This is a genomic window from Polaromonas sp. (genome assembly GCF_029945685.1).
In the GTDB taxonomy this organism is placed as follows: domain Bacteria; phylum Pseudomonadota; class Gammaproteobacteria; order Burkholderiales; family Burkholderiaceae_C; genus Polaromonas.
In genome coordinates this window covers 45055-70071 of the sequence record NZ_JAQSDA010000020.1, presented here as the reverse complement: position 1 = coordinate 70071, position 25017 = coordinate 45055, and the positions used below count along the sequence as shown (strand labels likewise).

General features: G+C 58.3%; 23 protein-coding genes and 1 pseudogene. 7 read left to right on the top strand and 17 right to left on the bottom strand.

Annotated features, from left to right (window positions below; translation table 11 throughout):
* Positions 1–16 precede the first annotated feature (16 nt).
* Positions 17–1435: a CBASS cGAMP synthase gene (locus PSV26_RS11930; protein WP_300570990.1), complete on the top strand. Its 1419-nt coding sequence runs from the start codon at positions 17–19 to the stop codon at positions 1433–1435.
* 57 nt (positions 1436–1492) lie between these two features.
* On the opposite strand, the gene PSV26_RS11925 is transcribed toward PSV26_RS11930, so the two are convergent.
* The 4 genes from PSV26_RS11925 to PSV26_RS11910 all read right to left on the bottom strand — a co-directional run bounded on the left by PSV26_RS11925 (position 1493) and on the right by PSV26_RS11910 (position 4274).
* A complete protein-coding gene (locus PSV26_RS11925; RefSeq protein WP_300570987.1) occupies positions 1493–1990 on the bottom strand; it encodes a hypothetical protein in 498 nt (165 codons plus the stop codon).
* A 24-nt stretch (positions 1991–2014) separates the two neighbouring features.
* Positions 2015–2716 (bottom strand): hypothetical protein, encoded by a 702-nt coding sequence (locus tag PSV26_RS11920; protein ID WP_300570984.1) that lies wholly within the window; start codon positions 2714–2716, stop codon positions 2015–2017.
* Positions 2709–3209, bottom strand: a complete 501-nt coding sequence (locus PSV26_RS11915) for a hypothetical protein (RefSeq protein ID WP_300570981.1) — start codon at positions 3207–3209, stop codon at positions 2709–2711. Before PSV26_RS11915 ends, PSV26_RS11920 begins: the two co-directional genes overlap by 8 nt.
* A 141-nt stretch (positions 3210–3350) precedes the next feature.
* Positions 3351–4274 (bottom strand): DNA-binding protein, encoded by a 924-nt coding sequence (locus PSV26_RS11910; RefSeq protein WP_300570978.1) that lies wholly within the window; start codon positions 4272–4274, stop codon positions 3351–3353.
* A 124-nt stretch (positions 4275–4398) separates the two neighbouring features.
* On the opposite strand from PSV26_RS11910, the gene PSV26_RS11905 reads away from it, so the two are divergent.
* On the top strand, positions 4399–5463 hold the full coding sequence (locus tag PSV26_RS11905; protein ID WP_300570974.1) for a tyrosine-type recombinase/integrase: 1065 nt from the start codon (positions 4399–4401) through the stop codon (positions 5461–5463).
* A gap of 132 nt (positions 5464–5595) precedes the next feature.
* Positions 5596–6033 carry a helix-turn-helix transcriptional regulator gene (locus PSV26_RS11900; protein ID WP_300570972.1) on the top strand — a complete coding sequence of 146 codons (438 nt, stop codon included), beginning with the start codon at positions 5596–5598 and terminating at the stop codon, positions 6031–6033.
* Between the two features lie 35 nt (positions 6034–6068).
* Here PSV26_RS11900 and PSV26_RS11895 read toward each other — a convergent pair whose 3' ends face one another.
* The 4 genes and pseudogenes from PSV26_RS11895 to PSV26_RS11880 form a co-directional block, all read right to left on the bottom strand.
* Positions 6069–6563 (bottom strand): Mov34/MPN/PAD-1 family protein, encoded by a 495-nt coding sequence (locus PSV26_RS11895; protein WP_300570969.1) that lies wholly within the window; start codon positions 6561–6563, stop codon positions 6069–6071.
* The gene (locus PSV26_RS11890; RefSeq protein ID WP_300570966.1) at positions 6556–8274 is read right to left on the bottom strand and encodes a ThiF family adenylyltransferase; all 1719 of its coding nucleotides are present in this window, start codon (positions 8272–8274) and stop codon (positions 6556–6558) included. Before PSV26_RS11890 ends, PSV26_RS11895 begins: the two co-directional genes overlap by 8 nt.
* 693 nt (positions 8275–8967) lie before the next feature.
* Positions 8968–10310: pseudogene (locus tag PSV26_RS11885) on the bottom strand (MFS transporter).
* A gap of 47 nt (positions 10311–10357) precedes the next feature.
* Entirely contained in the window at positions 10358–10636 is a 279-nt protein-coding gene (locus tag PSV26_RS11880; protein WP_300570961.1) for a metal-sensing transcriptional repressor, read from the bottom strand.
* Between the two features lie 69 nt (positions 10637–10705).
* Here PSV26_RS11880 and PSV26_RS11875 point away from each other — a divergent pair, with 69 nt between their 5' ends.
* The 3 genes from PSV26_RS11875 to PSV26_RS11865 all read left to right on the top strand — a co-directional run bounded on the left by PSV26_RS11875 (position 10706) and on the right by PSV26_RS11865 (position 12608).
* Positions 10706–11110 carry a hypothetical protein gene (locus PSV26_RS11875; protein WP_300570958.1) on the top strand — a complete coding sequence of 135 codons (405 nt, stop codon included), beginning with the start codon at positions 10706–10708 and terminating at the stop codon, positions 11108–11110.
* Positions 11111–11175: 65 nt separating this feature from the next.
* On the top strand, positions 11176–11913 hold the full coding sequence (locus PSV26_RS11870) for a HupE/UreJ family protein (protein WP_366946005.1): 738 nt from the start codon (positions 11176–11178) through the stop codon (positions 11911–11913).
* A 20-nt stretch (positions 11914–11933) separates the two neighbouring features.
* On the top strand, positions 11934–12608 hold the full coding sequence (locus PSV26_RS11865) for a transmembrane anchor protein (RefSeq protein ID WP_300570955.1): 675 nt from the start codon (positions 11934–11936) through the stop codon (positions 12606–12608).
* Positions 12609–12944: 336 nt separating this feature from the next.
* Here PSV26_RS11865 and PSV26_RS11860 read toward each other — a convergent pair whose 3' ends face one another.
* From PSV26_RS11860 to PSV26_RS11830, 7 genes are all read right to left on the bottom strand, one after another.
* Positions 12945–13301, bottom strand: coding sequence for a hypothetical protein (locus PSV26_RS11860; protein WP_300570953.1), 357 nt, complete (start codon positions 13299–13301; stop codon positions 12945–12947).
* Positions 13302–13402: 101 nt separating this feature from the next.
* Positions 13403–14641, bottom strand: a complete 1239-nt coding sequence (locus PSV26_RS11855; RefSeq protein ID WP_300570951.1) for a TolC family protein — start codon at positions 14639–14641, stop codon at positions 13403–13405.
* Positions 14638–14940, bottom strand: a complete 303-nt coding sequence (locus PSV26_RS11850; protein WP_300570949.1) for a DUF3240 family protein — start codon at positions 14938–14940, stop codon at positions 14638–14640. Before PSV26_RS11850 ends, PSV26_RS11855 begins: the two co-directional genes overlap by 4 nt.
* Positions 14933–18016, bottom strand: coding sequence for a CusA/CzcA family heavy metal efflux RND transporter (locus PSV26_RS11845; protein WP_300570947.1), 3084 nt, complete (start codon positions 18014–18016; stop codon positions 14933–14935). The genes PSV26_RS11850 and PSV26_RS11845 overlap by 8 nt, the downstream gene beginning before the upstream one ends.
* The gene (locus PSV26_RS11840) at positions 18016–19146 is read right to left on the bottom strand and encodes an efflux RND transporter periplasmic adaptor subunit (protein WP_300570944.1); all 1131 of its coding nucleotides are present in this window, start codon (positions 19144–19146) and stop codon (positions 18016–18018) included. Before PSV26_RS11840 ends, PSV26_RS11845 begins: the two co-directional genes overlap by 1 nt.
* A gap of 99 nt (positions 19147–19245) precedes the next feature.
* Entirely contained in the window at positions 19246–19593 is a 348-nt protein-coding gene (locus tag PSV26_RS11835) for a hypothetical protein (RefSeq protein WP_300570941.1), read from the bottom strand.
* A 30-nt stretch (positions 19594–19623) separates the two neighbouring features.
* Positions 19624–19902 (bottom strand): metal-sensing transcriptional repressor, encoded by a 279-nt coding sequence (locus PSV26_RS11830; protein WP_300570939.1) that lies wholly within the window; start codon positions 19900–19902, stop codon positions 19624–19626.
* A gap of 112 nt (positions 19903–20014) precedes the next feature.
* Here PSV26_RS11830 and PSV26_RS11825 point away from each other — a divergent pair, with 112 nt between their 5' ends.
* Complete coding sequence (locus PSV26_RS11825) at positions 20015–21337, top strand: MFS transporter (protein ID WP_300570936.1); 1323 nt, start codon at positions 20015–20017, stop codon at positions 21335–21337.
* A gap of 144 nt (positions 21338–21481) precedes the next feature.
* Here the strand turns inward: PSV26_RS11825 and PSV26_RS11820 are convergent, their stop codons facing one another.
* Together PSV26_RS11820 and PSV26_RS11815 are read right to left on the bottom strand one after the other, a co-directional pair.
* A complete protein-coding gene (locus tag PSV26_RS11820; protein ID WP_300570933.1) occupies positions 21482–21859 on the bottom strand; it encodes a hypothetical protein in 378 nt (125 codons plus the stop codon).
* 44 nt (positions 21860–21903) lie between these two features.
* On the bottom strand, positions 21904–25017 hold the full coding sequence (locus tag PSV26_RS11815) for an efflux RND transporter permease subunit (protein ID WP_300570930.1): 3114 nt from the start codon (positions 25015–25017) through the stop codon (positions 21904–21906).

Genomic DNA, 25017 nt, shown 5'->3' with positions numbered 1-25017 from the left:
CACAAGAGGAGACGTTATGGGTAAAGCTTCGCGACTTTTCAATGGCCAGGCCGAACACACGCTGTACGAGCGCGTTACCCCCACGACCGAGCAGCGAGAGTTTTTGCAGCAGCAGTGGAATGAACTCGCTGAACACCTCAAAGCCGAGTTGACCGGGTACGGTTACCCTATCACTACGTGGCTGCAGGGCTCCTACAAATACGGTACTTTGATCAAACCGGTTCACCGAGACGAAGAATACGATGTGGACTTGGGAATCTATTTCGATTGGGATCCTAAGGCTGTGGAGATTGCACCGACTGCGCAGCAACTGCGGACGTGGGTGCAACGGGAGTTGCTGACATTCAAATCGAGACATCCCGCTGTCAAGGACGTGGCTGATCCGCCCAAGGAGCGTTGTTCCAGGGCAATCTATGCGAAGCGTTTCCACATCGACACCCCGACCTATCATCTTGATTCCAAGAGGGAAAAACGTGAGCTAGCCACCATGTCCGGCCAATGGGAGGACAGTGATCCGAAGGCCATTTACAAATGGTTTAAAGGTGTGGTGAGTGGAGACGAGAGAGAGCAACTCAGGCGCTTGATCCGGTATCTGAAGGCTTGGGCTGCTATTGCATTCGAGACCGCACCGGACTCGCGCCCCTCCTCCATCGTGCTTACGGTCTTGGTGGCTAACATCTACAGCGACGAAATGTGGCTGCAGCGACTTATGACGATGGATGATGACGATGCACTTATTACCGTGATCAAGGAGATGCACAAACGCTTGAACAAAAACCGCGATGTGGTCAACCCTGTGAATGCCAAGGAGTCCCTGAATCGGATTCCTGCCGAGGCCTGGGGCGCGTTCCTCACCCGTCTGCAGCTGCTTAAGGAAGCCGCCGAGTCTGCCGAGGCGGCCGAAGATGAAGTTGCAGCGGCCTTGGCATGGGACGAGGCACTTAGTTACCTGATGCCTTTACCCGAGATGGACGGCGTTGAAATAACTGACCCATCCTCGACGACGGCGCTGATGCAGATTCCGGAAGTGAAAATTGAGGTCGCTGCCGATTGGAGCTTCAGGAACATCTTGCAAACCTATCGCAATGAAGTTCCCAGTATTGCTAAAGGCCAGTGCTTGCGGTTCACTATCATCAATCCGCAAATCATCCCTGCGATGGCCATGATCGAGTGGACAGTCCGTAACGAAGGGGCGGACGCTGATTACCTAGGTGACCTGGGGCACACCAGAGGTGGAATGCAGATGTTCGTCGCCGAGGAACGAACAGAATATGTCGGAAAGCAATACATGGACCTGACGGTCCGATGCAATGGATCAGTCTATGCGGCCAGGCGAGTTATGGTGTTGATTGAAGATCGGCCGATGCTGCCAAAGCCAAGGGCGACGCCGCGCAACTGGATCACATTGCGGTCCCGCAAAGGGCGTCGGCGTTGATGCGGAAAGCGCCTGCGCGTCGACTTACCGGCTCGCCACACACATCAATCGTGGCGTTTAGGCGCCGCAGCCCGTCGTTAGAGGAACCACCGCAAGGACCCTTGGTAGGCGTGGCTCCACCCGGGTCCTGAGTTCCGGCGATGTACCGCACGCGTCCATAAATTCGGAGAGTGCGGAGATGACGTCGTTCAAGAAGGAGGCCGATCCGATCATGACCAACCGTGGATCGACATCCAGGTTGCGCATATGCATGCCGCCATCGTGGTAACCGAACAGAAAGGCCTCACCGTTACGGTCGTGAAATTGAGCAGCAGATCCGAACGAATGGAGCATTGCACATCTCGCGCCGTAGACGTCAATTCCTCGATATTGGTACGGTTGATCTGGGTGTCCTTTCAGATAGGTGTCCACCCAGTTAATGAAATCAGTACGCCCCTGCGCTTCAACTCCGCCGGGAAGTGAGAGGAAGGTCATGGTATCTATGCTGATGAATGCCATGGCGAGGGCAGCAGCAGTGGCGCCTGCAGCCTCGCAACGGCGGATTTCCGCAGCCATACCCGGAATGCAATGCCACATCGTTCAGCTCTTGTCAGCTGCCGCGGCAACAGTTGGTTGTGGCGGAGATATCGGATTGACGGGAAATTTTCTCTCGGCTACATCATAGCAATTGACGTCGTCGCAATCGCGGGACATCAGCTTGAGCTTAAGTTCGCCGTGCGTGGGCGTGCTTGTCCAGTAAAAGCCACGCAGTACGGTGCTGTTGTCCTGTAGCCGCAGTTCGCCGGCACCGATGGTGAGTTTGTTCTCCCCACGGTACTGTCGCCGCAACTCGAACACGTAGCTGAGTCGAGTGGCTTCGGTTTTTGCATTCCGAATTAGTGCCTCAAGTTTCGATTCTCCTTCTTGCGTCTCTGTGAACGATTCTACGGACAGCGTCAGGTACGTCTGACGGATGACGAAGAAGATTGGAATTTCGCGCGGATTTTCCTTGTCCGTCTTGTAATCAGACAAGAGAATTCCTCTCCAAACCCCATGCACAATAGGCCGACCCATCCACTTAGCAATCCGTGGAAATTTCCAGGCAACTTTGTAGAAAACGCCGAACACGATTGTGGCGATCGTCAATGCGGCGGTGAATGAACGCCATCCTGCCGTGACGAGGGCCGTCCCCATGAGGTGCCACTGAATGAAGAAAATAAGCGCCCATGCAATTATCGTCAGCGTCGCAAAGACTTTGAGCAAGCGTTGAAACTCGGTAAGCGTCAAACTCAGATTATTCATGCTTGTCGCCTAAAAACGTATTCAGCATCCCTTCAGAATAGAAGCTGATCTCGCCGGCAGCCGAAAGCAGAGCAACTGAATAAACACATGGAATTCTTGAAGTCAGCAGCGCTGTCATTTGACGCGCCCCGGCAGGCTGCGCATCGGAGGCAATGTCCGAAACGTGGACTAAAGGTGGCGAAATGAACTGAGCGATATGGGTTAACGCAAGAGACTGAACATCGACCAAGTGAAAACCATCGTGCCAAGGGGATGCCTTGTCCGACACCGATGCGAGCGTCATGGCAATATCGGACACACCTTGGACTGGTAGCCCAGGCTTTGTTGTACTGGGTTTTCCCAAGGGTGCGATGGGGAGCTTTAACGGTGGTTTGTAAAACACCACGCCTATGCCGGAAAAACCGGACGTGCGAAGGCGCTTGAGCTCCATCATCACCTGAAGTGCCACGTTGCCCACAATGCTTGGCAAGGCCATTGGTTGTGCATATGACATTTAGGTCTTTCAAGAAGCCGTCGGAGCATTGGATCTTACGCCCAAGGGCTTGGTGAACAAGCTCGACAACCCGGTGGGGATGAGGGCCCTCACGCCCAGTCTTTCGAGATCATCCGCTGCGAGCAATTGGTGTTCGTGAAATCATGTTCGCGCTCCAGGGGCGCGCCGGCTGCTTGGGGATGGCTTTGGCGGCCTACTTTTCGCGTTGCGCCGCAGTTCCAGGGCAGCAGCCGCGAGGGCGTTCTCAAGCTCGGTTGCTCGTTTATCGGCCCCTTCCAACCGCTCCTTTAGCGTGGCCACCTCGATTTGCCCCTCATGAGCACGATTGTTCAGCGCGGAGTTCGCTCGCTCGAGATCCTTCTTCTCCGCGGCGTGCTTTTGGCGGCCGTCCTCGATCGCCTGAGAAGACTGTTTCGCCTCTTGGCGAGCGCGGCCCACTTCTTCCAAAAGACGCCGCTCATTAGCAGCTGTCCGCTGCTCTGTGCGCTGACGCTCCTCCGCGAGCGTACGCAGTTGCTCATCGAACTGCCGCCTGCCTGCGTCTCGCTCCTGAACCAGGTTGGCGAGGCTGCTGCGGGCCTGTTCGAGTTCGCGGCCGGCCTTTTCAAGCTGGGCGGTCTGATTCCGCAACTGGGACTTGGCCAACTCCAGGGCATGTTCCAAGGCGATACCTCGTTCAGTGAGCGCAGCTTCCCGCTGTAGGAGCTCCTGACGCGCGATATCCAGTTTTAGACCTTGCTGGCCAAGCCTGTCGCGCTCGGGTTCGAGCGCCCTATCCGCTTTGTCACGCGCAGCTGCAACAGCCGCGGCCCAGAGTTTGTCCAGCGCCTGGCGCAGTTCCTTGGGCGCACCCTCCTCTGCCTGGGTGCCTGCGGCCGCAACCCCGAGCCGCGATGCGAGCGTGGCAAACCAGGCCTCCAACATGGGACTGACGGTATTCGGTGAGCCGCGCCCGATTTTGAGACGCACCCGCTCAATCGTCGGCCGCTCACCGGCGGCGATCAGGGCGTCCGCCGCAGCCCACACTTCTTCCTGCTGAACACCTCTCGTACTTTTCGGTTGCATGGGTGGGCTCCAGTGGCTATATTTACCAACGATAAGAGATTGTTATCGTGATCTATTTCGTTTATACGTAATACATCATACATAACATGTATGTTTTTAATCAATAACTCGCCCTGAGCCAAACATGCGCCTGCCAGTCCTCCAGAAAGTCCCGGCCCTGCAGCCGACCGAGCTCAGCGACGTCACGCGCCGCGCTGTCGAGGAGTTGCTGCGCGAGGGCGAGTCGAAAAACACCATGGCCAGCTACAAAAGCGCCTTGCGCTACTGGGCCGCCTGGTACGGCATCCGTTATGGCGGCCAGATCCAGCTGCCGGTGCCCTCCCCTTGTGTGCTGCAGTTCATCGTGGACCATGCCGAGCGAACCTCCGACAAGGGCCTGGTCTCCGAGCTGCCGGCGCTGATCGACCAGACGCTGGTCCAGGCCGGCTACAAAGGCAAGCTGGGCGCGCTGGCCCACAACACCCTGGTGCACCGGATGGCCGTGCTGTCCAAGGCGCACCAGCTGCGCGAGCTGAAAAACCCCTGCCGCGATCCGACGGTACGTGAGCTGCTGTCCCGCACGCGCAAGGCCTACGCCAAGCGCGGCGCCCTGCCCCAGAAGAAAGAGGCACTGACCAAGGCGCCCCTGCAGGCCATCCTGGCCACCTGCGATGACTCGCTGCGCGGCAAGCGCGACCGCGCTTTGCTCCTGTTTGCCTGGGCCAGCGGCGGGCGTCGGCGCTCCGAGGTCACGGGGGCGGACATGCGGTTCCTGAAACCGATCCCTGAGGGCTTTGTCTACAACCTGGCCTATTCCAAGACCAACCAGGCGGGTATGGATTTGCCTGAGAACAACAAGCCGCTGCTGGGTGCGGCCGCGCTCGCCCTTGCTGACTGGCTGCAGGCAAGCGGGATCGCGGCGGGGGCGATTTTTCGGAGTGTTCGCAAGGGCGGGCATCTGGGCGAAGCGCTCTCCCCTGCCGCGGTTCGGGCCATCGTGAAAGAGCGCTGTGCCTTGGCCGGGATTGAGGGTGCGTTCTCGGCCCACTCGTTGCGGTCGGGCTTTGTGACTGAGGCGGGCCAGCAGAATGTTTCGCTGGCGGAAACAATGGCACTGACGGGACATCACAGCATTGCTACGGTGCTGGGGTACGCCCGTTCCCGGTCGTCCTTATCCGGTGCTGCAGCCCGGCTGCTGGAAGAGAAATAAGTTAATCGCGGTACTGTGGGCCCACGGCCATCTTGCCAGTCGAGGGATCAGTTCAGTTGCACGTGAAGCCGTTTAAGCGGACATCAGGGATGGGATTTATGATCGTAGCGTCCTCACGAAAAGAGCAGAGCTATGCCCAATATTGCCAAGGTCTTGAAAGAAGAAATTGCACGTGTTGCCCGGAAAGAGTTGCGAACCGAAACACATCAACTAAAGAAGGCATCGGCGCATTACCGCTCAGAAATTGCGGCCCTGAAACGTCGCATTGCTGCAATCGAACAACTTGTTGGACACCTGAGCAAAGGTGCCGCAAGGAAGGCGCCAAGCTCTGTGACCGGTCAGCCGGCCAACGGGTTCCGCTTTAGCGCGAGCGGCTTGCAGGCGCAAAGAAAGCGGCTTGCTCTGTCCGCGTCGGAAGCAGCCCTCCTCCTCGGAGTTTCAGATCAATCTGTTTACAAATGGGAAAAGGGCAAAACGCGGCCAAGGGCCAGCCAGTTTGCCTCGATTGCGGCGTTGCGAGGAATGAGTAAGAAGGAGGCCGCCAGTCGGCTTGATGCATCGTCGCGCTAACTATCGATAATGTTCGATCACTCAAGCACTGACAACTATGCCTGATCGTAGAGCCGGGGAAGAAGCGGCACCAAGTTGCACCGTTTGAACGGAAAGCGCCTGATCCAACCATCAAACCGGACGGCGTTTAGATCCCACTTTTCGCTTTCGCCACCCAAAACTGCCATCACAGGTGTGTCCGTTCCAGAAGACGGCGTATCAGCGATTCTTATGAGCGTCCTTTTGTCCAGCGAACTCAAGTCGGCGCTGCCTCGCGGATGGGTGTGCCAATCCCCCAAATAAGTTTCTCGACCCTCGGAACGAGCGTGATGCACCTCGATTTTTTCTTGTTGGTACTCCGCGTCGGGCACAAATCTGTATCGACTATGCCGGGCATTGGGACCCGGGCCGATCAGTGCCGTTACAACTAGTTCTCCGTTGTTTGCTTTGTAGCCGAGGAATACGCCGCCGGTCTCCAATGGGAAAGATTTTTCCCCGAGGGCGCACATCAGCCCGTATGCTTGACGCGGTATCCAGATGGGTTCACCCATGGGCATCGCAGGCTGGATGTTGGTCGAGGGGACAGGTCTGCCACGAGGGCGCAATCGGATGCCCGTCTTTCCAGAGGTTGACAACGCCAACATCCCAATCGAAATCAGGATAGCCATGTTCAGCACCCACGCACAATGTCGCCACCGCCATACGCACCGTTTGCAGCGCCACTGAATCCATATCGAAACCGGAGCCGGTGAACGTGGGGCTGAAGCAACCGATGGGCTGTACAGTGGGACCCTCCTCGAAAACTGGAGCGTCAATTTTTTTCTCGAATAGCTGATGCCTGAAACATCTCCAGCACCCTAGGGTCTTTCCCCGAATAGCCCGACCGACGATACCGCCCCAGGCCCCCGGAGTTCCGGTGCCCCAGAGGTATGGAATGCCATGCTTCCATGCGTAGTCCGCTAGAAAGTTCTGGACCGTGAACTCCACGGTGCAATCGATGATGAGGTCGGTCCCTTCCAATGCGCGGGCCATCCGACTTTCATAATCTCCCACTGGACTCTTAACGTCCATGGGAGAGCCCACCTTCAGTGGGATTGCGAGGGTCTCAACAAAGGGATAATTGTGAGTAATGTGCTTGGCCAGCACATCTGCTTTGCCATAGCCTGCAGCCGCCCAACCCATAATCCATCGCGGAATATTGCCCGCCTGAACAAAATCATGATCAATCAGGTTTAGACGTCCGATTCCGGCTCGTGCAAGCTGCCATGCAACAGTTGAGCCTAGGGCACCAAGTCCAAAGACTGAGACAACCTTTTCGGCCGCCGGTTTCAGACGCGGCACACGCGTTTGCAGATCGTCGCGGCTACCTCGGTCTGCACGGGCAAGGAAATATTGAATTTGATCGCCCGGGGGCAATCTCCTTCCGGTTTTGACGGGTACGCTTGCTCGAAACCGGCGCCTGACCAAAAATAGCCAAATATCGTGTTGCTCTTCAAATCGGGCTTGGTCGGCGAAAACAAGGCCGACAACATCTGGTTCGCCGTTAAAGTTGGGCTTTAGAAGCTCGGGCCAAATCTTGATCGCCTCATCCAAGACGCGCAATGGTTCGGTTGACTTGGGTGGGCCAGTCAACCGGACCCAACGTGCATGAAATCGGCCTGGATATCTGGCCTGGATGCTGAGATCCGATTGGCCCAGCACGTCGCCGTTTATATCATGCACTTCGAGAATCGCACACCTAAAAAGCTTGTTCAGATCGACGTCGTTTTCCACGCCGATGACCAGCTTGCCGCGTCCATTTTCCGGTGGCAGCGCCCAGTCGGAAGTCACGACCAGGCTATCGGTCATATAGTTGAGAAACCCTGTGATGGGTGCACCCTCCCGAGCTTCAGCAACCGACGGATCACCCTTGTCAGCCTTCAGAACCTCAGGTAACTGTTCGAGCAGATATTTGGCAACCGTGTCGGCTGCCATGTTCCACTCCGAGTCGATGTGCGCGACGAAGCAAAGTAGTTTCGAAACAGGGTCCTGGTGTTTTGCCAAGGCCAAAGTTGGAGCAAAAACTTGAAACGCAAAATACGGATAGTCTGAGGGAAACACCACCATCAGAGGGTGCTCAGCCTCTGCGATCCGGTAAACGACGGTCAAGACCAGCTGGCCAGCAGCTCGTCTTTCCGGGTCTATGACGACCGAAAAACCAGCATTTTCAAGCTCATCGAGCTCAAACTGCAAACGTGCGGGGAATTCGTCGTACCAGAACAATTAACCAACCTCACGGTCCTTTGGCGGACGAGGCGGGGGTGTTGGTCCAGGGGGGACTTGGAGAGGCGGACCTGGCGGCACATTCGGATGCTCTGGATGCTCGGGATGCCCCGGTTTTTTAGGTGTACTTTGAGCCACGTATATTCCTTGATTGATTGTCGTTGGATCGATATAGACGACCGCGTTAAAGAGAAGTTGCGTCAAAGCCATCACGGTTTATGCAAGCGCGGAAAATTTCATCTCGGCCGTTGAGCTTACGGTATTTGATAGTAATCCCTGTCTGTCCCGATTGCATCCTCTGATTGGGGGAGGTCTGCGCCAATTTTTAGACGGTCAACTTCGGAACGCAAGGGCTACCATACTCCCGCCAAGGGAAACTCTAATCAAGTCCACTATTGAGTGATCTGCCGCGCTGTCGCTGCAGGCAACCAGGAGACGATAGATGAAGCCGATGAGCTCGCAAAGAGTGTGGGTCAAGATTCGATGGAAAACTGGTCAGACTTCAGTGCAATTCAACAACCTGTATGAGAATAACGGCATTTTTTGTCGCAAATGTCCGCTCCCTACTGTGTGAAGCTCTCGAAAAGGCGCCATGTTGATTTATCTGACGGCCTTTCCGACTTCTTGAAGGTTCTGCCCAGCAAGCTTCATCCGCGCACGCGGCGCCGTAAGTGCAGGCCGCAAGTTCCGACATCAGCGACCCGCGCTGGGCCAGTGGGAGTGCTGGTGATCGACCACGAAAGCATGCGCATGACGCACCCGATCGCCATTGTCGACAGCACCCTGGGTGTGCGTGTGCCCGGCCGGCAAGTCCGGGTGTTCGTGCTCGATGATGTCGGGATCCTCAGATGGCCAGACCATCGTGGTGACCAAGACGGCCAATGCGCCTGCACAGCCCAGCATCACGAACGTCGCGGTCATCCCAAAGCGAGTACCGAGCCAGCCGGCCAAGGGGTATAAGAACAGCCAGCAGGCGTGAGAAAGCGCGAACTGCGCGGCAAACAACGCAGGGCGATCTTCGGGGTTCGAGGATCGCCGCAACAAGCGCCCGGAGGGCGTCTGGGCAGTGGAGTAGCCAAGACCGAGCACGAACCACAAGACCATCAGCGAAGCATGTCCTACCACCAGGGTTCCCGCGAACAGGCCCGCGACCATCACCCCAATGCCGCCCAGCATCACACTGCGATCAGTCAGTTTCTCCAACAGGCGTGGCAAAACCAGTGCAGCCACCATGGAACCGGCGCCGAAACTGGCCAACGCCAACGCCAACGCCAACGCCAAAGCCACCGCGCTCTGGGTCAGGCCCAACCCGACCTGAACAATCACCACCGTGTTGACAAACACCATGGAGCCTGCCGCAGCCACGGCCCCATTGACGGCAAGCAGCCCGCGCACCGGGGTGTGGCCAGGTAGATGCGCAGCCCGCGCGTGGTCCGGTCGTAGATACCACGGCGCTGCGGAGCCGGATGTGCCGGTAACGCCACCGACACCACCAGCGCCGCCGATGCCAGGAAGCCCACCACTGTGCCGGCAAACAGATCGTGAAACCCGATCACAGTAAGCAGAGCAGCTGCCAGCATAGGGCTGACCAGACTCTCCATGTCGTACGCAAGGCGTGAGAGCGACAAGGCCTTGGTGTAGTCCTTTTCCTCTGGTAACACGTCGGGAATGGTGGCCTGAAAAGTGGGCGTGAAGGCAGCCGACGCCGACTGCAGCACGAAAATCAGCACGTACACCTCCCAGATCTGGGAGACAAATGGCAGCAGCAGCGCCACAGCCGCCCGAACCAGATCCAGCGTGACCAGCATGGTGCGCCTGGGCAGGCGCTCGGCAAATGCAGCTGCAACCGGCGCCACGCCAACGTAGGCGATCATCTTGATGGCCAGCGCCGTGCCCAGCACCATACCCGCGTTGTCGCCGGCCAGGTCAAAGGCCAGCAGCCCGAGCGCCACCGTGGCCCGCCCGGTTCCGAACAAGGCAATCACCTGAGCGGCAAACAAATGGCGGTAGGTGCGGTGGGAAAGAACGTCAAGCATGTTGTGTCTCGGGGTCGATGCGCTCGGGAACAGTGGGAGCCCATGGTTCAGAGGTAGCGTGTGATTTCCCTGAATTCGTCCAGGGAGTGGCGCTGGCCGACACCCAGAGGGCCCACGAGATCTTCAAGGCAGTGGTCCAGATGGCTCTGGATCAGGGCTTTTTTGGCTTGCTGAATCGCTTTCTCCACCGCCTGCAGCTGTTGCGCGACATCGAGACAGGGTCGGCCCTGCTCCAGCATGTCCATGGTGCTGCTCAAGTGCCCACTGGCTCTGCGCAGGCGTTTGATGATGGCTGGATGAGATGCATGTGTATGCGGTTGTTTCATGGCTGACTTTATCCTCCCGGGGGGGTTACTATAATCCCCATCTTTGGCCTTGAAACTCAATTGCACTCCATGACCTTGCTTGTCTCATGCTCCTTGCGCCCTGACGGGGCAACGCTGGGCGTGCGATGGCTGGTTCTGGTGGTGATCCTGTTCGGGACGATCATCTCCTCGATGGGGAGCACGGGCTCCCATGGCCTCGCAGTCATCGCAGCAGCGCTCCACGGCGCTCCATCTTCCTCGGCCGAGTCGCACGGACATGTGCACGAGGACAGAGGCGGCGAATTGGCGATGGTGAATCAGAGTGCAGGTGCCGACCATCCCCACCACGGGGCGGATCATTCGCACGACAAGGCCCATGCCTTGCCCGTTGCCTGGAGTTCTGCAGCACCGCAGCTTCCCGGCTGGCGGGGGCTGGTGCAGCCGCGGATTGAAATGATTCAGGCGTCCCGGCTCGAACGCCCGCCCATGGGCTGAGACGCTTCCCGTCCTCGCGCTGCGCCACGCAGCGCTTCCCTTTCTTTCAGACCACAGGAGTCTTTATGCACGGCCATGTTCACGACAGGCTGCCACGTTCGCCATGGGCGATCTGGCGATCCCGTCTCTTGCTTCTTTCGGCATTCTTCATCTGCCTTTTCGTTGGCGGCACAGAGGCCTTGGCCCACGCAGTCACCGCAGGCGACAAGGGCTATATCCAGGAAATTTCGGGCATCAATCTGCTGCCCTTCATGTACCTGGGCGCCAAACACATGATGACGGGTTACGACCACATCCTGTTTCTGTTCGGCGTGATTTTCTTCCTCTACCGGATCCAGCACATCGGCATCTATGTGAGCCTGTTTGCGTTGGGTCATTCCACCACCATGATCCTGGGCGTTTACTTCAACGTCGAAATCAACAGCTACCTGATCGACGCGATCATCGGTCTGTCCGTCGTCTACAAGGCTCTGGACAACATCGGTGCTTTCCAGCGATGGCTGGGGTTCCAGCCCAACACCAGGATCGCGACCCTGGTGTTTGGCCTGTTTCACGGCTTTGGTTTGGCGACCAAGATCCAGGAGTACGAGATCTCACCCGACGGACTGCTACCCAACCTGCTGGCCTTCAACGTGGGTGTGGAAATCGGCCAGTTGCTGGCATTGGCGGTCATCCTGATTGGCATGAGCTACTGGCGCCGCACACCCAGCTTCATCCGCCACGCCTACACAGCCAACGTCGCCATGATGAGCGCGGGCTTCATTCTGGTGGGCATGCAGCTCACCGGCTACTTTGTGTCCTGAACACCCAAGGAATATTCAACATGTATAACAGCGATACCCCCCTGCGCGCCGAACTGCCCTCTTCCAAACAGCTTGTGCGCTCCACCATCCTGGCCGTCATTTCGGCGCTGGTGCTGCTGGTTGCGGTCGTGCTTCCGGCCGAATACGGCATCGATCCCACCGGCATCGGTCGAGTCCTGCGTATGACTGAAATGGGCGACGTCAAGCAACAGCTGGCGTCGCAGGCCGCAGCCGATGCTGCCACCGCGACATCGGCAACACAGTCACCGGCGGCCGGAGCAGCGACGGGCATGGCTGCGGTCGATGCGACCCCATCGCCCGCAAGTCCAGCGGCGGCAACTACCCCGAAGGAGACAATCCAAGCTGCCGCCCCCAAGATTGAATGGCGCGACGAGATGCCCGTTACTCTGACTCCAGGAGAGGGCACGGAAATCAAGCTGAAGATGGTCCAAGGCGCCAAGGCTCAATATTCGTGGGTCGTCGAGGGCGGTGTGGTCAACTTCGACACCCACGGTGATGCATCTGGCAAGTCGATCAGCTACGAGAAAGGCCGTGCGGTTGCGTCAGATGACGGCGTGCTGGAAGCCGCATTCACGGGCAACCACGGCTGGTACTGGCGCAATCGGGGCAAGTCAAACGTCAAGGTCATCCTGCGCACGCGCGGTGATTACACCGATATCAAAAAAATGATGTGAATGAAGGGCGCTGCGCCCTTTGCCGTGGCGCCCGCCTTGAACACACCCTCTGCAAGCCTCTTCGATTCAGTACTCTTCTGAAAACTCTCAATACTGTTGTCAGCGCCATTCTTATGGTCGTCTTCCTGGCCACGCTGGCCGGATGCGAGAAGGCCGGCTCACATGGAAAAGGCGGTCACGGACACAGCCACGAGTGATGCCGATCAGGACCGGAGATCTCTTGTCTCCGGCCGTTCGGTACGGAGCGAGTGTTCCGTCGCAGGAACTGGCCACCAGAATGCGGTGAAATTTGATGGAAGTCGGGCCAATCTAGTGTCGGGATGGCTGGTCAGTCAACTAGCCACCATTTGATCGTCGCTCCAAGGCAATTTGGCAATTCAGAACGTTGATGTATACCGGGTCCCCGCGGCTCCATGTCGATTCGGGTGCAATTGGGATCACTGCTTTTTGGGGGTGACTTAAATGGGAATATCTCACCACCGCAAACTTGACTGCACTTTTCTCCACAACGCTAAGACCCTTACGACAATCCCGAAAAGGCTCTTTGGCAGCCTGATCCGCTGAACCAACCTCGAGCACCGTACCGGGGCGCCAACCTTCGTCCCAGTCATACTTGCCTTCGTAGATGGTCTGACAACCGCCCAGAACCAACAAAGAAGCCATCGGCAGTAAATATTTAGATGTCAGCTTCATTCTGTTTTCCTTCACAGACAGATTGTTGATAGTGAGCGTGGAGGTTGACTGAACGCACATTCACCTCGTTGCCTTTCGTCACTTTTGAAATCGATCTCTCGTCACTCACTGTCCAAACCCCATATCAGGTGCGCGTCAATCAGCAGCCCGTAGTAAGCTTTCAAAGCGCCAACCTGCGCGAGCAATGCGCTATTGGCTGCAGCGGTGGTCTGCCGGCGCGCCAGCAACAAAGTTTGCAAATCTCCCTCACCGAGTGCGTAAGCGCGTTGCACCAGCTTGGCGTTTTCCTGCATGGCGAGAGCGCCCTCGTTGGCAATCTGCAGGCTTTCATATGTTCCCCGGGCAGTGACCAATGCCGAGGCAATCTCGGTTTCGAGCTCACGTTTCTTGAGGTCAGCGGCATTACGGGCCACTTCAACGGCCGCCAGAGCCTTGGAACTGCGTGAATCGCGCAAGCCTCCAGGCAGGGGAATACTGAGGGTGATACCTGAAATCCGTTCGCGGCCACCGACCTCCGAAGCCGTGTAAACGCCAAAAGTCGGATCGGGAACCCGGTCGGCCTGCGCACGGTCGGCTTGGGCTTGCGCTATACGCAACTGGGTCTGCACAACCTTGAGTTCGTCGCTTTCGCCAATGATCCGATCCCGCCACAGGGCCTCATCCTCAGCAATCAACATGGGGGCCGGCAAAAGCACGCTTTGGCGGTTGATACCGGGGAAACGGACCGACAGTCGAGCCCAGGCAGCCGAAGCCTGCGTTCGAGCATCGTTGTCCATCCGTTTTTGCTCCGCTAGCTCGGCGCTAGCAAGGTTGAGATCAAGTTTGGATGCGTCGCCAGCACGGAGGCGTTTGTCTACCGCCTTCAGATTTTCCTGCACCGCCACAAGATTTGACGCAGCCAGCTCGCGACCGCGCTCCGCAGCAAGCCAATCCACCCAGAGTGAAGCCAGTTCTCGGGCGGATTCATGCAACGCCTCTCCATACCGTGCCTCGGACTCCTCGATAGTGGCCTTACCGATGTTGCGGTCAGCCGAGCCCTTGCCGGGAAGTCTGATGGTCCGCTCAATGCCGACGTTCCACTCCCGGTAGCGGGGCCCCGTGTCGAGAGATCGCCGCTGCCCCAGTGCCTTGCCGGTCCATTCGTAAGGTGATTTGTCAAGAATGCTGGCCTCTTGCTTTGCGACCTCCAAACCTGCGCGCGCAGCAGCCACACGCGGGTCCTGCTCCAACAGAGGACGCGCGATCTCCATAGGCAAAAGTCCGGGGACATTCGGTGGCTGCAGTGCGTAGGCAGAACCAGCCACCATGATCAGGGTTGCCAAGAGCAGTCGAATCATCATGCAATTTCTCCCGCGTCGATGACTGGCGTTATCCAGTAACGCAGGCCAGCACCGGCAAACTGCTCTTGGATATCGCCCAGCAGTGCCTGCCGGTCGGCTTCAGGAATAACCACTTGCACCTGGGTCGCAAACGCGCGGCCGAGCACCTGCTCGGTCTGGTTAAGGCTGCCGAAAGCCAGGCCATGAGCGGCTGTCGGCGCACTTGTAAATACCGCCGCGTTGGGGGACAAAAGGAGCAGGTCGAGTAGTTTTTCCTCGACGGCTGGCGGGCAAAGGATGGTTAAGCAAAGTTCAGACATCGGAAACCTTTCGTTTCGGAAACGCAAAGCGTAAATACAGGATGGGCAACAACATCAAGGTCAAAGCTGTGGCCGTGATCAATCCGCCAATCACGACGATGGCCAGTGGGCGTTGTATTTCGGACCCTGGGCCGGTTGCGAACAGCAGCGGAATCAAGCCAAAGGCGGTAATGGAGGCCGTCATCAGCACCGGCCGCAGCCGGCGCTTCGCTCCCTGCAAAACGACCTCACTCAGTTTCATTCCCTCGCTTTGGAGTTGATTGAAATAACTCACCAGCACGACCCCATTGAGCACCGTGATGCCCAGCAAAGCGATGAAGCCCACCGATGCCGGCACCGACAGGTATTCGCCGGTCACCCACAAGGCGACGATTCCGCCCACCAGCGCAAACGGGATGATGCTCAAAATAAGCAGGGCCTGGCGCACGGACCGGAAGGTAGAAAAAAGCAGCACGAAAATCAACCCCAGTGCGACCGGAACGACCACCGTCAGCCGGGCTGCGGCGCGCTGCTGGTTTTCGAATTGACCACCCCAGCTGATGCGGTAACCTGTGTCTAGCGGCACTTTTTGCGTCACCAGCGTCCTTGCTTCTTCCACAAACCCCACCAGGTCCCGGCCGGCTACGTTGGCAATGACCACGCTGTAACGGCTCCCCATTTCGCGGTCAATCTTGACCGGACCCGCTGCTCGTTCAAGTTTTGCGACGCTGGTCAAGGGGACCGTATTGCCATCCTTGGTCGTGATACGCATGGCACCGAAATCGGCTGGCGACATCCGGACACTTTCGGCACCACGCAAGACGATGGGCGTGCGGCGGTTGCCCTCAATAACAACGCCAGCCCGCTGGCCTTCAATCTGCGTACGCAGGGCATCCTGGATCTCCTCGACGCTCAAGCCCAGTCGCCCGGCCTGCAAACGATCCACCGCTACCCGCAGATACTGCACACCGTCGTTTTGCACGGTGTACACGTCCTGATTTCCAGAAACGGTCTTGAGCAGCGTTTCTACCTGGTTTGCATACTCGTTCAGCTTGTCCAGGTCGGGGCCAAAAATCTTGACGGCCAGGTCGCCACGCACACCGATGATCATCTCGGAAACCCGCATTTCGATGGGTTGCGTGAAGCTGTATTCGATACCAGGCATGGGATCGAGGACCTTGCGCACCTCGTCCATCAGCGCTTCTTTGGATTTCATGCGCCACTCGCCTTGCGGCTTCAACAGCAAGTAGGTATCGGTCTGGTTCAGTCCCATCGGATCGAGGCCGATTTCATCGGAGCCAGCACGCGCGACGATGCCATGCACTTCCGGGATGGCTTGCATAAGAGCGCGGTGGATTTTCAGGTCAAGCGCAGCGCTTTGTTCCAGGCTGATCGACGGGAGTTTCTCAATGCCCACGATCAAGTCGCCTTCGTCCATTGTCGGCATGAAGGTCTTGCCAACCTGGGTGTAAATCAACCCGGCCGCCAAAAGCATGACAGCTGCGGCGGCTGCAACGACACGCTGCCGTTGCAGGCCCCAGACAAGCGCTGGTTCATAGAGTTTCAAAAGCTTGCGCGGCAGCCACGGGTCTTCGTGTTTGACTTCGCGCAGCAGGTAAGACGCCAACACCGGAATGATGGTCAGCGACAACACCAGCGAACCGGCCAAGGCGAAGACGATGGTCAGCGCCACCGGCACAAAGTACTTGCCTTCCAGGCCTTGCAGAGTGAGCAGCGGCAGAAAGACGGTGATGATGATCAAAATCCCGGCCGTGACCGGAACCGCTACTTCACGCACTGCCCGGTAAATGGTGTGTAACCGGGGGAGTTTGCCGGCGGTGGGATCGGTCGCCAGACGCTGCACGATGTTTTCCACAACGACCACGGCAGCATCAACCAGCATGCCGATCGCGATGGCCAAGCCGCCCAGGCTCATCAGGTTGGCCGACATGCCGAAGGTCCGCATCAGGATGAAAGTGATCAGCGCCGCCAAGGGGAGCACCATGGCCACCGTCAGCGCCGCGCGTATATTGCCCAGAAAGAGGCCGAGCAGCACGATGACCAGTACGGTTGCTTCGATCAGTGCGGTCGTGACGGCGTTAACCGCCTTGGAAACCAGCGAAGCGCGGTCATAAAAAGTCTTGATCTCGACGCCTGCCGGCAGGGTCGGCTGGAGTTCCTCCAGCTTCTTGCGTACGCCCTCCACCACCATTTTCGCGTTGGCTCCGGCCAGGCCCAGTACCAAGCCTTGCACGGCCTCGCCGCGTCCACTTTGCGTCACAACACCGTAGCGGGTCACAGTCCCGATCTTGACCTCGGCCAGGTTACCCAGGCGAACGGGTGCGCCATCCTTCATGGTCACCACGATGGCGCGCAGATCTTCAAGGCTGGTGATGCTGCCCTCGCTGCGGACCAGCAAGACTTCGTCACCTTCACCAAGCCTGCCGGCACCATCGTTGCGATTGTTCGCTCCGATCGCTTCCTTCAGTTGCATGATGGTCACGCCACTCGCCGCCATACTGGCCTGATCCGGAACCACCTCAAAGGCTCTGACGACTCCCCCCAGCGCATTAACGTCTGCAACGCCCGGCACGGTTCTTAGCGCAGGACGGATAACCCAATCGAGCACGCTGCGCCTTTCCGCCAGGGACAGCGTCTCGCCCTCCACCGTGAACATGTACATTTCTCCGAGCGGGGTCGTGACCGGAGCCATGCCACCGGAGATGCCGGTAGGAAGATTTTCTGTCAGGCCGCCCAAGCGTTCGCTCACCTGTTGACGCGCCCAGTAAATGTCGGTGCCGTCCTCGAAGTCAATCGTCACATCGACCAGACCGTACTTGGTGACGGAGCGGAGAATTTTGGTTTTTGGGATGCCGAGCATCTCGACTTCAATCGGCACCGCAATGCGGCTCTCAACTTCTTCCGGGGTCATCCCGGGCGCTTTCATGATGATTTTGACTTGCGTGCTGGATACGTCAGGGAACGCGTCGATCGGCAAGCCGCGCAAGGCGTACCAGCCTGCACCGGCCACCATCAAGGTCGCCATCAGCACAAACAGACGTTGCGCCAGGGAAAATTGAACAAGGCGGGAAAGCATTACTTGCTCCCCTTTTCATTAAGCCATGCGCCCTTGAGTGCCACCACGCCACTGATCGCGACCTCCTCGCCCGCTTTAACGGGCCCCTGAACCCGGACGCGCTGACCGGAGCTGGCCGAAACTTTGACAGCTCTCGCTTCAAATCCGTCCGGTGTGCGCACAAAAACGTAGCCCTGATCACCGTCATGAGCCACCGCAGAAAGTGGAAGATCCCATGCGCCAGCCGTAGCAGCTGCCGGCAGTTCGACGGTCAACAACTCGCCGGGGCGTACTTGGCCTGCTTTGCCCTGAACAAGGGCGCGCATCACCACCATCTGACTGCCGGACGCCACCATGGCGCTGCTGCTCATGATTTGCGCCGTGATGTCGCGCCCTTGAACTTTCAGCTTGCTGCCCGGTGCCCAACTCGCGCTTTCGGCAACTGGCACCTGAATTTCGAGCCATAGCGTATCGGTCTGGGCCAGATGCATCAAAGGAGTAGCCGAGTCAACCCGTTGACCTGGCTTGGCTTTGATCTCGGTAACAACCCCCGCCTGCGTTGCGGCCAGCACCATGCTGTCCTGGGGATTGCCAGAGGCAGCAACCTTGTCGATGGCCGCCATCGACATACCGCTCAGTCGCAATGCTGTTTTAGCCTGTTTCAATGTCGCCTCGGCTTCCTGCAAGGCAGCTTGAGCCTCTTGCACACGGCGCTGCGCAATGAGGCCCTCGCCAAAGAGATACTGTTCACGCTTGGCCGCCTGTCTTGCCAGTGTTGCGCGCGTGTTCGCCTGAAGCAGTTGCAGTTGCAGTTGACCAAGTTCCGGGCTGGCAATGCGGACCAACGGCGCACCGACACGCACCATCTGGTTCGGCTGCACCAGCAACTGAGAGATCAGACCCGTTACCGGCGAACTGATCACCTGCTCCGCATTTGGTGGAATCACGACCTGCGCAGGAAAACTGGTTCGCACCGACTCTGCCTGAGTTTGCAAGGGCGCTGTCTGGATGCCAAGAGCCTGCACCTGCGCATTGGCAACAGCAAACTTGGCTGGCCGACTCTGTGCCTGCGCAGAAAGTGTGAAAACGCACAACGCCGCTGCGGCACCCGCGTATACGCGGCCCCGGAAGGACGGATTTTTTAGTCTCATGGCTAACCTCAAATAGTGTGAAGACGTGCCAAACGTGGCTACGCCGCTCGACGAGCAGGAGAAAGAAAAAGCGCGAGGAACTCCGCGGCGCAGGCGGAGTTAGATGAAGGCGGAGCTTCGGGGAGGTCGGAAGGGAGGCTCAAGCTCCGCTACTGGCAGACTGGAGGAACTTGAGGCAGGCACCAATATCTGGGCTGAAGCATCCCAGGAAAAACTTGCAGTAGCGCTCGCCAGCATGTACAGCGTACTGACAGCGTGAAACAGCTGGTGCTCCAGTTCGTCGATCGGGTCTGCCTTAGACGCTTCGCCAGGCTCAAACGAACGTGTGTGGACGCTGTCCAGAGTTGCAACGCTTGTTTGACCGTGATGGTCCAAATCGTGGACAAATTCTTTCGAATGGAATCCGCGTGCACCCATGCTCGTCAGCAGGAAGACCAGCATCAACATCGACAGAACGGTTCGAGTAGCTCTGCGCATTTACAGATACTTGGTAATGTCCTTGAACTCCGCAATGGAAGAACGCATTGCGGCAGGACCTGCCCCTGCGACCTCTTCAAGGCAGTAATCCAGGTGGTCGTGAATCACCAACTTCTTTGCCGCACTGATGGCGCGCTCCACCGCGTGAAGTTGTTGGGCAATGTCAATGCACGATCGCTCTTCCTCGATCATGACAATGACATTTTTCAGATGCCCATGCGCCCGCTTCAGGCGCTTGACCACATCAGGATGAGCCGTATGAAGATGGTTTTCGGACATTTATAGGTATCCTACCCCCCAGGATAGGTTAAAGTCAAGTCATCACCGTCACAGATGAGGCGCATTTGGCAGGCCATGTCGGCATTTTCGAGCCTTTTGAGGGAACCAAAACATGCTTGAAGTCCTCGCCAACAGAACTTACCGGCACCTGTTTCTCGCGCAAGTTATTGCGCTCCTGGGAACCGGTTTGGCCACGGTCGCCTTGGGCCTGCTTGCTTTCGACCTGGCCGGTGCAAACGCTGGAGCCGTCCTGGGAACCGCACTGGCCATCAAAATGCTGGCCTACATTTGCATTGCCCCCATTGCATCGGCCCTCGCCGAGCGCCTTCCGCGTCGCGCGGTGCTGGTGGCGCTGGATCTGGTTCGAGCCGCTGTGGCGTTGATCCTGCCCTTTGTGACGCAGATCTGGGAGATCTATGTATTGATCTTCGTACTGCAATCGGCTTCCGCCGCATTTACACCCACCTTCCAGGCAACAATTCCGGACGTTTTGCCCGGAGAGAACGCCTACACCAAGGCCTTGTCCCTGTCTCGACTGGCTTACGACCTCGAAAGCCTGGTCAGCCCGATGCTGGCCGCCTTGCTTTTGACCGTGGTCAGCTATCACAGCCTCTTCGGCGGTACCGTGGTTGGCTTCCTGGCCTCCGCAGCACTTGTCGTTTCAGCCGTCCTGCCCCGACCCAAGATTCCGCCGAAGCGCAGCATTTATGAGCGAACCACCCGTGGGATACGCATCTACCTTGCCACGCCGCGGCTGCGGGGCCTTCTCGCCCTCAACCTCGCTATCGCCTCAGGCAGTGCGATGGTCATTGTCAACACCGTGGTGCTGGTGCAGGCTGGTTTTGGCTTGACTCAGACCGCAACCGCCATCGCTTTGGCCTGCTTCGGAGCTGGTTCGATGTTGATTGCGTTGGTGTTACCCAAAGTGCTCGACCGTGTCCCGGAACGGCGCGCGATGCTGGTGGGAGCTGGCGTAATTGCCATTGGCCTTCTCGTGGGTGCTGCGCTGGCTTCCCGCTACACCGTGTTGCTGCCGCTTTGGTTTGTGCTGGGCCTTGGCTATTCGCTAGCGCAGACGCCGTCGGGGCGGCTGCTCCGCCGCTCTTCTAGCGATACAGATCGTCCGGCACTCTTTGCAGCACAGTTCGCCTTGTCTCATGCTTGCTGGCTGATAACTTACCCCCTAGCAGGCTGGTTGGGTGCCAAATTCGGTTTGACCGCCAGTTTCGTTACGCTGGGGGTAGTCGCCAGCGCGGCGTTGGTGCTCTCGATGCGGCTTTGGCCGGCAGCAGATCCGATTGAACTCTCGCATCGGCACGAAGACCTTGTCCCGGAGCATCCACACCTCGGCGGCGAATCCGATACAGCGTCTGCCGACCGCAGACATTCCCATGCCTATGTCATTGACGATGAACACCAGCGCTGGCCTTCTTGACAAGGCCGTCACGCATGAAAATTGCAAACAAGGGTGACAGCTCTAAGCAGTCCTTACAGGACGCGTTTTATCGCGGTGTACCCACCTTTGGTGCTCAAAGTGACGATGGCGTGCCGCGAGCTAGCATGCTGCGCAGATTGACGCTTACTTCACTTCAAAACGCGCCGTGGCCGGAGGCCTGCCTGCCAACGTGACCACCGCAACACCTTTGGTGCCTTTGGCGACCTTGAAGGCGCCTTTGGCTTCCAGCTTGTCGCCGGCAGGTAGCAGCTCGGTTTCGGATTTGTCGGTGCCATTGAGCAGCGTGACCTTGGCCTTGGCGCCGTCCAGCTTCATGGGGTTTCCGTGGTCGCTGACGTAAATCACGATGGCATCCGGCTTGGCGACGATTTCCAGATCGCCCGCTTTGGTTTCGACCACCACGCCGCCGAATTTGGGGTCGTGGCCGTGGTTGCCAGCAGCCAGGGCGGCTGTGCTGGAAAGTGCAAGGCAGATGGCCAGACCGAGGGGATGGAGTTTCATTGAAGTTACCTTTCAAGTGGGTGATAAAAAATGAACGGGTGAGGTTAAAACGTTTCAGAACCGGAATCGGCGACAAGCACCTCAATTGGCTTGCGACCAAACAAGGCCACCATGGCAGGCGTCAAGAAGGAATCGAGCAGGGTCGAGGTGATCAGTCCCGAGAAAATCACCACCGCCACCGGGTGCAGTATTTCTGTGCCCGGCATGTCGGCCTCGAACAAGAGCGGGGCCAGCGCCAGTGCCGCCACCAGCGCGGTCATCAGCACCGGCGTGAGCCGCTCCTGCGAGCCGCGCAGCAACATGGCATTGCCGAAGTTCTCCCCTTCAAAGGCGCAGAGGTTGATGTAGTGCGATACCTTCAGAATGCCGTTGCGGATCGCGATGCCTGCCAGGGTGATAAAACCCACCAGCGCCGCGACCGACAGCGGTTGCCCAGAAAGCCAAAGTCCTACCACCGCACCGACCAGCGCCAGCGGTATGTTGGCCATGATGATGGCCGCCAGTACCGCGGATCTGTAGCGCGAGTAAAGAATTAAAAAGATCATTGCCACTGAGGCGAGCGACAGGAGACCAATCAGGCGCGACGCGTCTTCCTGCGCCTGGAACTGCCCGCCGATGGTGATGAAATAGCCCTCCGGCAGGTCGGTTGCAGCAATTGCCGCCCGCATGTCGGCCACCACTTCGCTCAGAGCCCGGCCTTGCGCGTTGGCTGACAGCACGATGCGCCGGCGGCCATCGTCGCGGCTGACCTGGTTCGGGCCGTCGCCTTCCTCCACGCTGGCGAGCTGGCTCAGCGGCACCCGTCCGCCGGGTGTGTCTATCATCAGGTTACGCAGACCTTCGATGCCGCGCGAGGCCTCAGGCAGGCGCAGCACCAGGTTGAAGCGGCGGCTGCCCTCGACGATTTGCGTGACCTTTTCGCCATCGATCAGCACCTGCAGCTCCTGCAGAAGTTTGGCCGGCGGCAGGCCCAGGCCCAGCGCGCGGTCATAGTCCACCTGGATCTTGATCTGCGGCGTCAGCACCTGCTTTTCCACCTCAAGGTCGACCACGCCATTGATGCCAAGGAGTTTTTGGCGCAGCGCCTCGGCCTGCGTGCGCAGAGTGTCCAGGTCGTCGCCAAAAATCTTGACAGCGATTTGCGAGCGCACGCCTGACAACATGTGGTCGATACGGTGGCTGATCGGCTGTCCGATGCCGATGGCTGCTGGCAATGTGGCCACGCGTTTGCGAATATCGGCATAGATATCTTCCATGCTGCGGTCACTGCGTTTTAGCTTGAGGTCCAGCTCCGACACATGTACCCCTTCGGCGTGTTCATCAAGCTCGGCACGGCCCGAACGTCGGCCCACATGTTCCACCTCCGGCACTTCCGCCAGGGCTTTTTCAGCAATGCTTCCGATGCGAGCCGATTCTGTAAGAGTGGTGCCGGGGTTCAAGCGCAAACCGACCAGTGCCACGCCTTCGTTGAAGGGGGGCAAAAAGGTGGTGGGAAAGAACGGCACGGCCGCCATGGCCAGCACCGCCGCCGCAGCGCCGGCCAGTACCCATGTGCGAGGACGCCCCAGCACATATGCAAGTGCTTTGGCGTAGCGTGCTTTCAGCCAAAGCTGGGCCCGCGTATCGCCATGGTCCAGCCCTTTCATTTTCGGCAACAGGTAGTACGCCATCACTGGCGTGAGCGTCACCGAGACGAGCATTGATGCAAGCATGGCGACGATGTAAGCCACAGCCAGCGGCTGCATCAAGCGCCCCTCAACACCTGGCAGAAAGAATAGCGGCACCAATACCAGCACAACAATCAAGGTGGCAATCACGATGCCAGAGCGCACTTCGAGAGTGGCCTTGGCAATCAACTCCAAGGGGCCAAGTCGTCGGGTGGGATGTGCTGCGCGGTCCATTTTCAAGCGGCGCAGCACATTTTCCACACCCACCACAGCGTCATCTACCAGCTCGCCGATGGCAATTGTCAGACCACCCAGCGTCATTGTGTTGATGGAGAAACCGAAATACTTGAAAACCAGCACGGTTGCCATGAACGAAATCGGTATGGCCACCAGAGAAATCACGGTGGTGCGAACGTTCAGCAGAAATAAATACAGCACTACCGCCACAACAGCAAACGCCAGCATCAACTTGCCTTTGAGTGTATTCACAGACGATTCAATAAAGTTCGCCTGGCGCATGGTGACTTGGGGGGTACCCATGCCGGGTGGCATGCCCTTCTTCAGCTCCTCGATGGCGGCCTCGACTTTTTCCGTCAGTGCCACGGTATCGGCGTCAGGCTGCTTCTGAATGCCCAGAATGACCGCCGGCTGACCGTTCAGGCCGGCGTCACCGCGCTTGATGGCCGGCGCAAAGGTGACTTTGGCGACCTGGTTGAGCTGGATGGGCTTGCCGTTTTGAAACGCCACCGGCAGGCGCTCCAGGTCCTGCAGCCGCGTAGTGCGGCCGATGTTGCGGATCAGGTACTCGCGCGAGTTCAGCTCAAGAAAGCCGCCGCTGGAGTTGCCCGAAAAACCCTTGAGCGCCGCTTCGATGCTTTCGAGGTCAATCTTCAGCGCTGCCATGAGTGCGGTGTCGGGCTGCACCTGGTACTGGCGCACCTCGCCACCTATCGGCACCACCTGGGCCACGCCTGGCAAGGTCAGCAGGCGCGGGCGCATCACGAAATCTGCGTATTCACGCACCGCCATCGGGCTGATCTTGCTGGTGTCAATCGGCAGGGCCAGCAGCATGATCTCGCCCATGATGGAGCTGATCGGCCCCATGCCGACATGTGTCACACCTTGGGGCAATTGCTCGCGCGCCAGTTGCAGCCGTTCCCCCACCATCTGGCGGGCGCGGTAGAAGTCGGTTTTCCAATCGAAGGTGACGTAGACGAAGGTCAGGCCAACGCTGGAAATGGAGCGGATGCTTTCCACGCCCGGTATGCCGCCCATCGCAATCTCCAGCGGCGCAGTGATGAGCTGCTCAACTTCTTCAGGCGCCATGCCACCGGCTTCGGCCTGCAGCGTGACCGTCGGTTTGTTCAGATCGGGGAATACGTCCACCGGCATCTGGACCAGCGTCAGCGCACCGACCAGCAGCAGCACCACCGACAGCACCACCACCATCAGGCGGTTGGAGAGCGAGGCGTGTATGAGTTTTTCGAACAT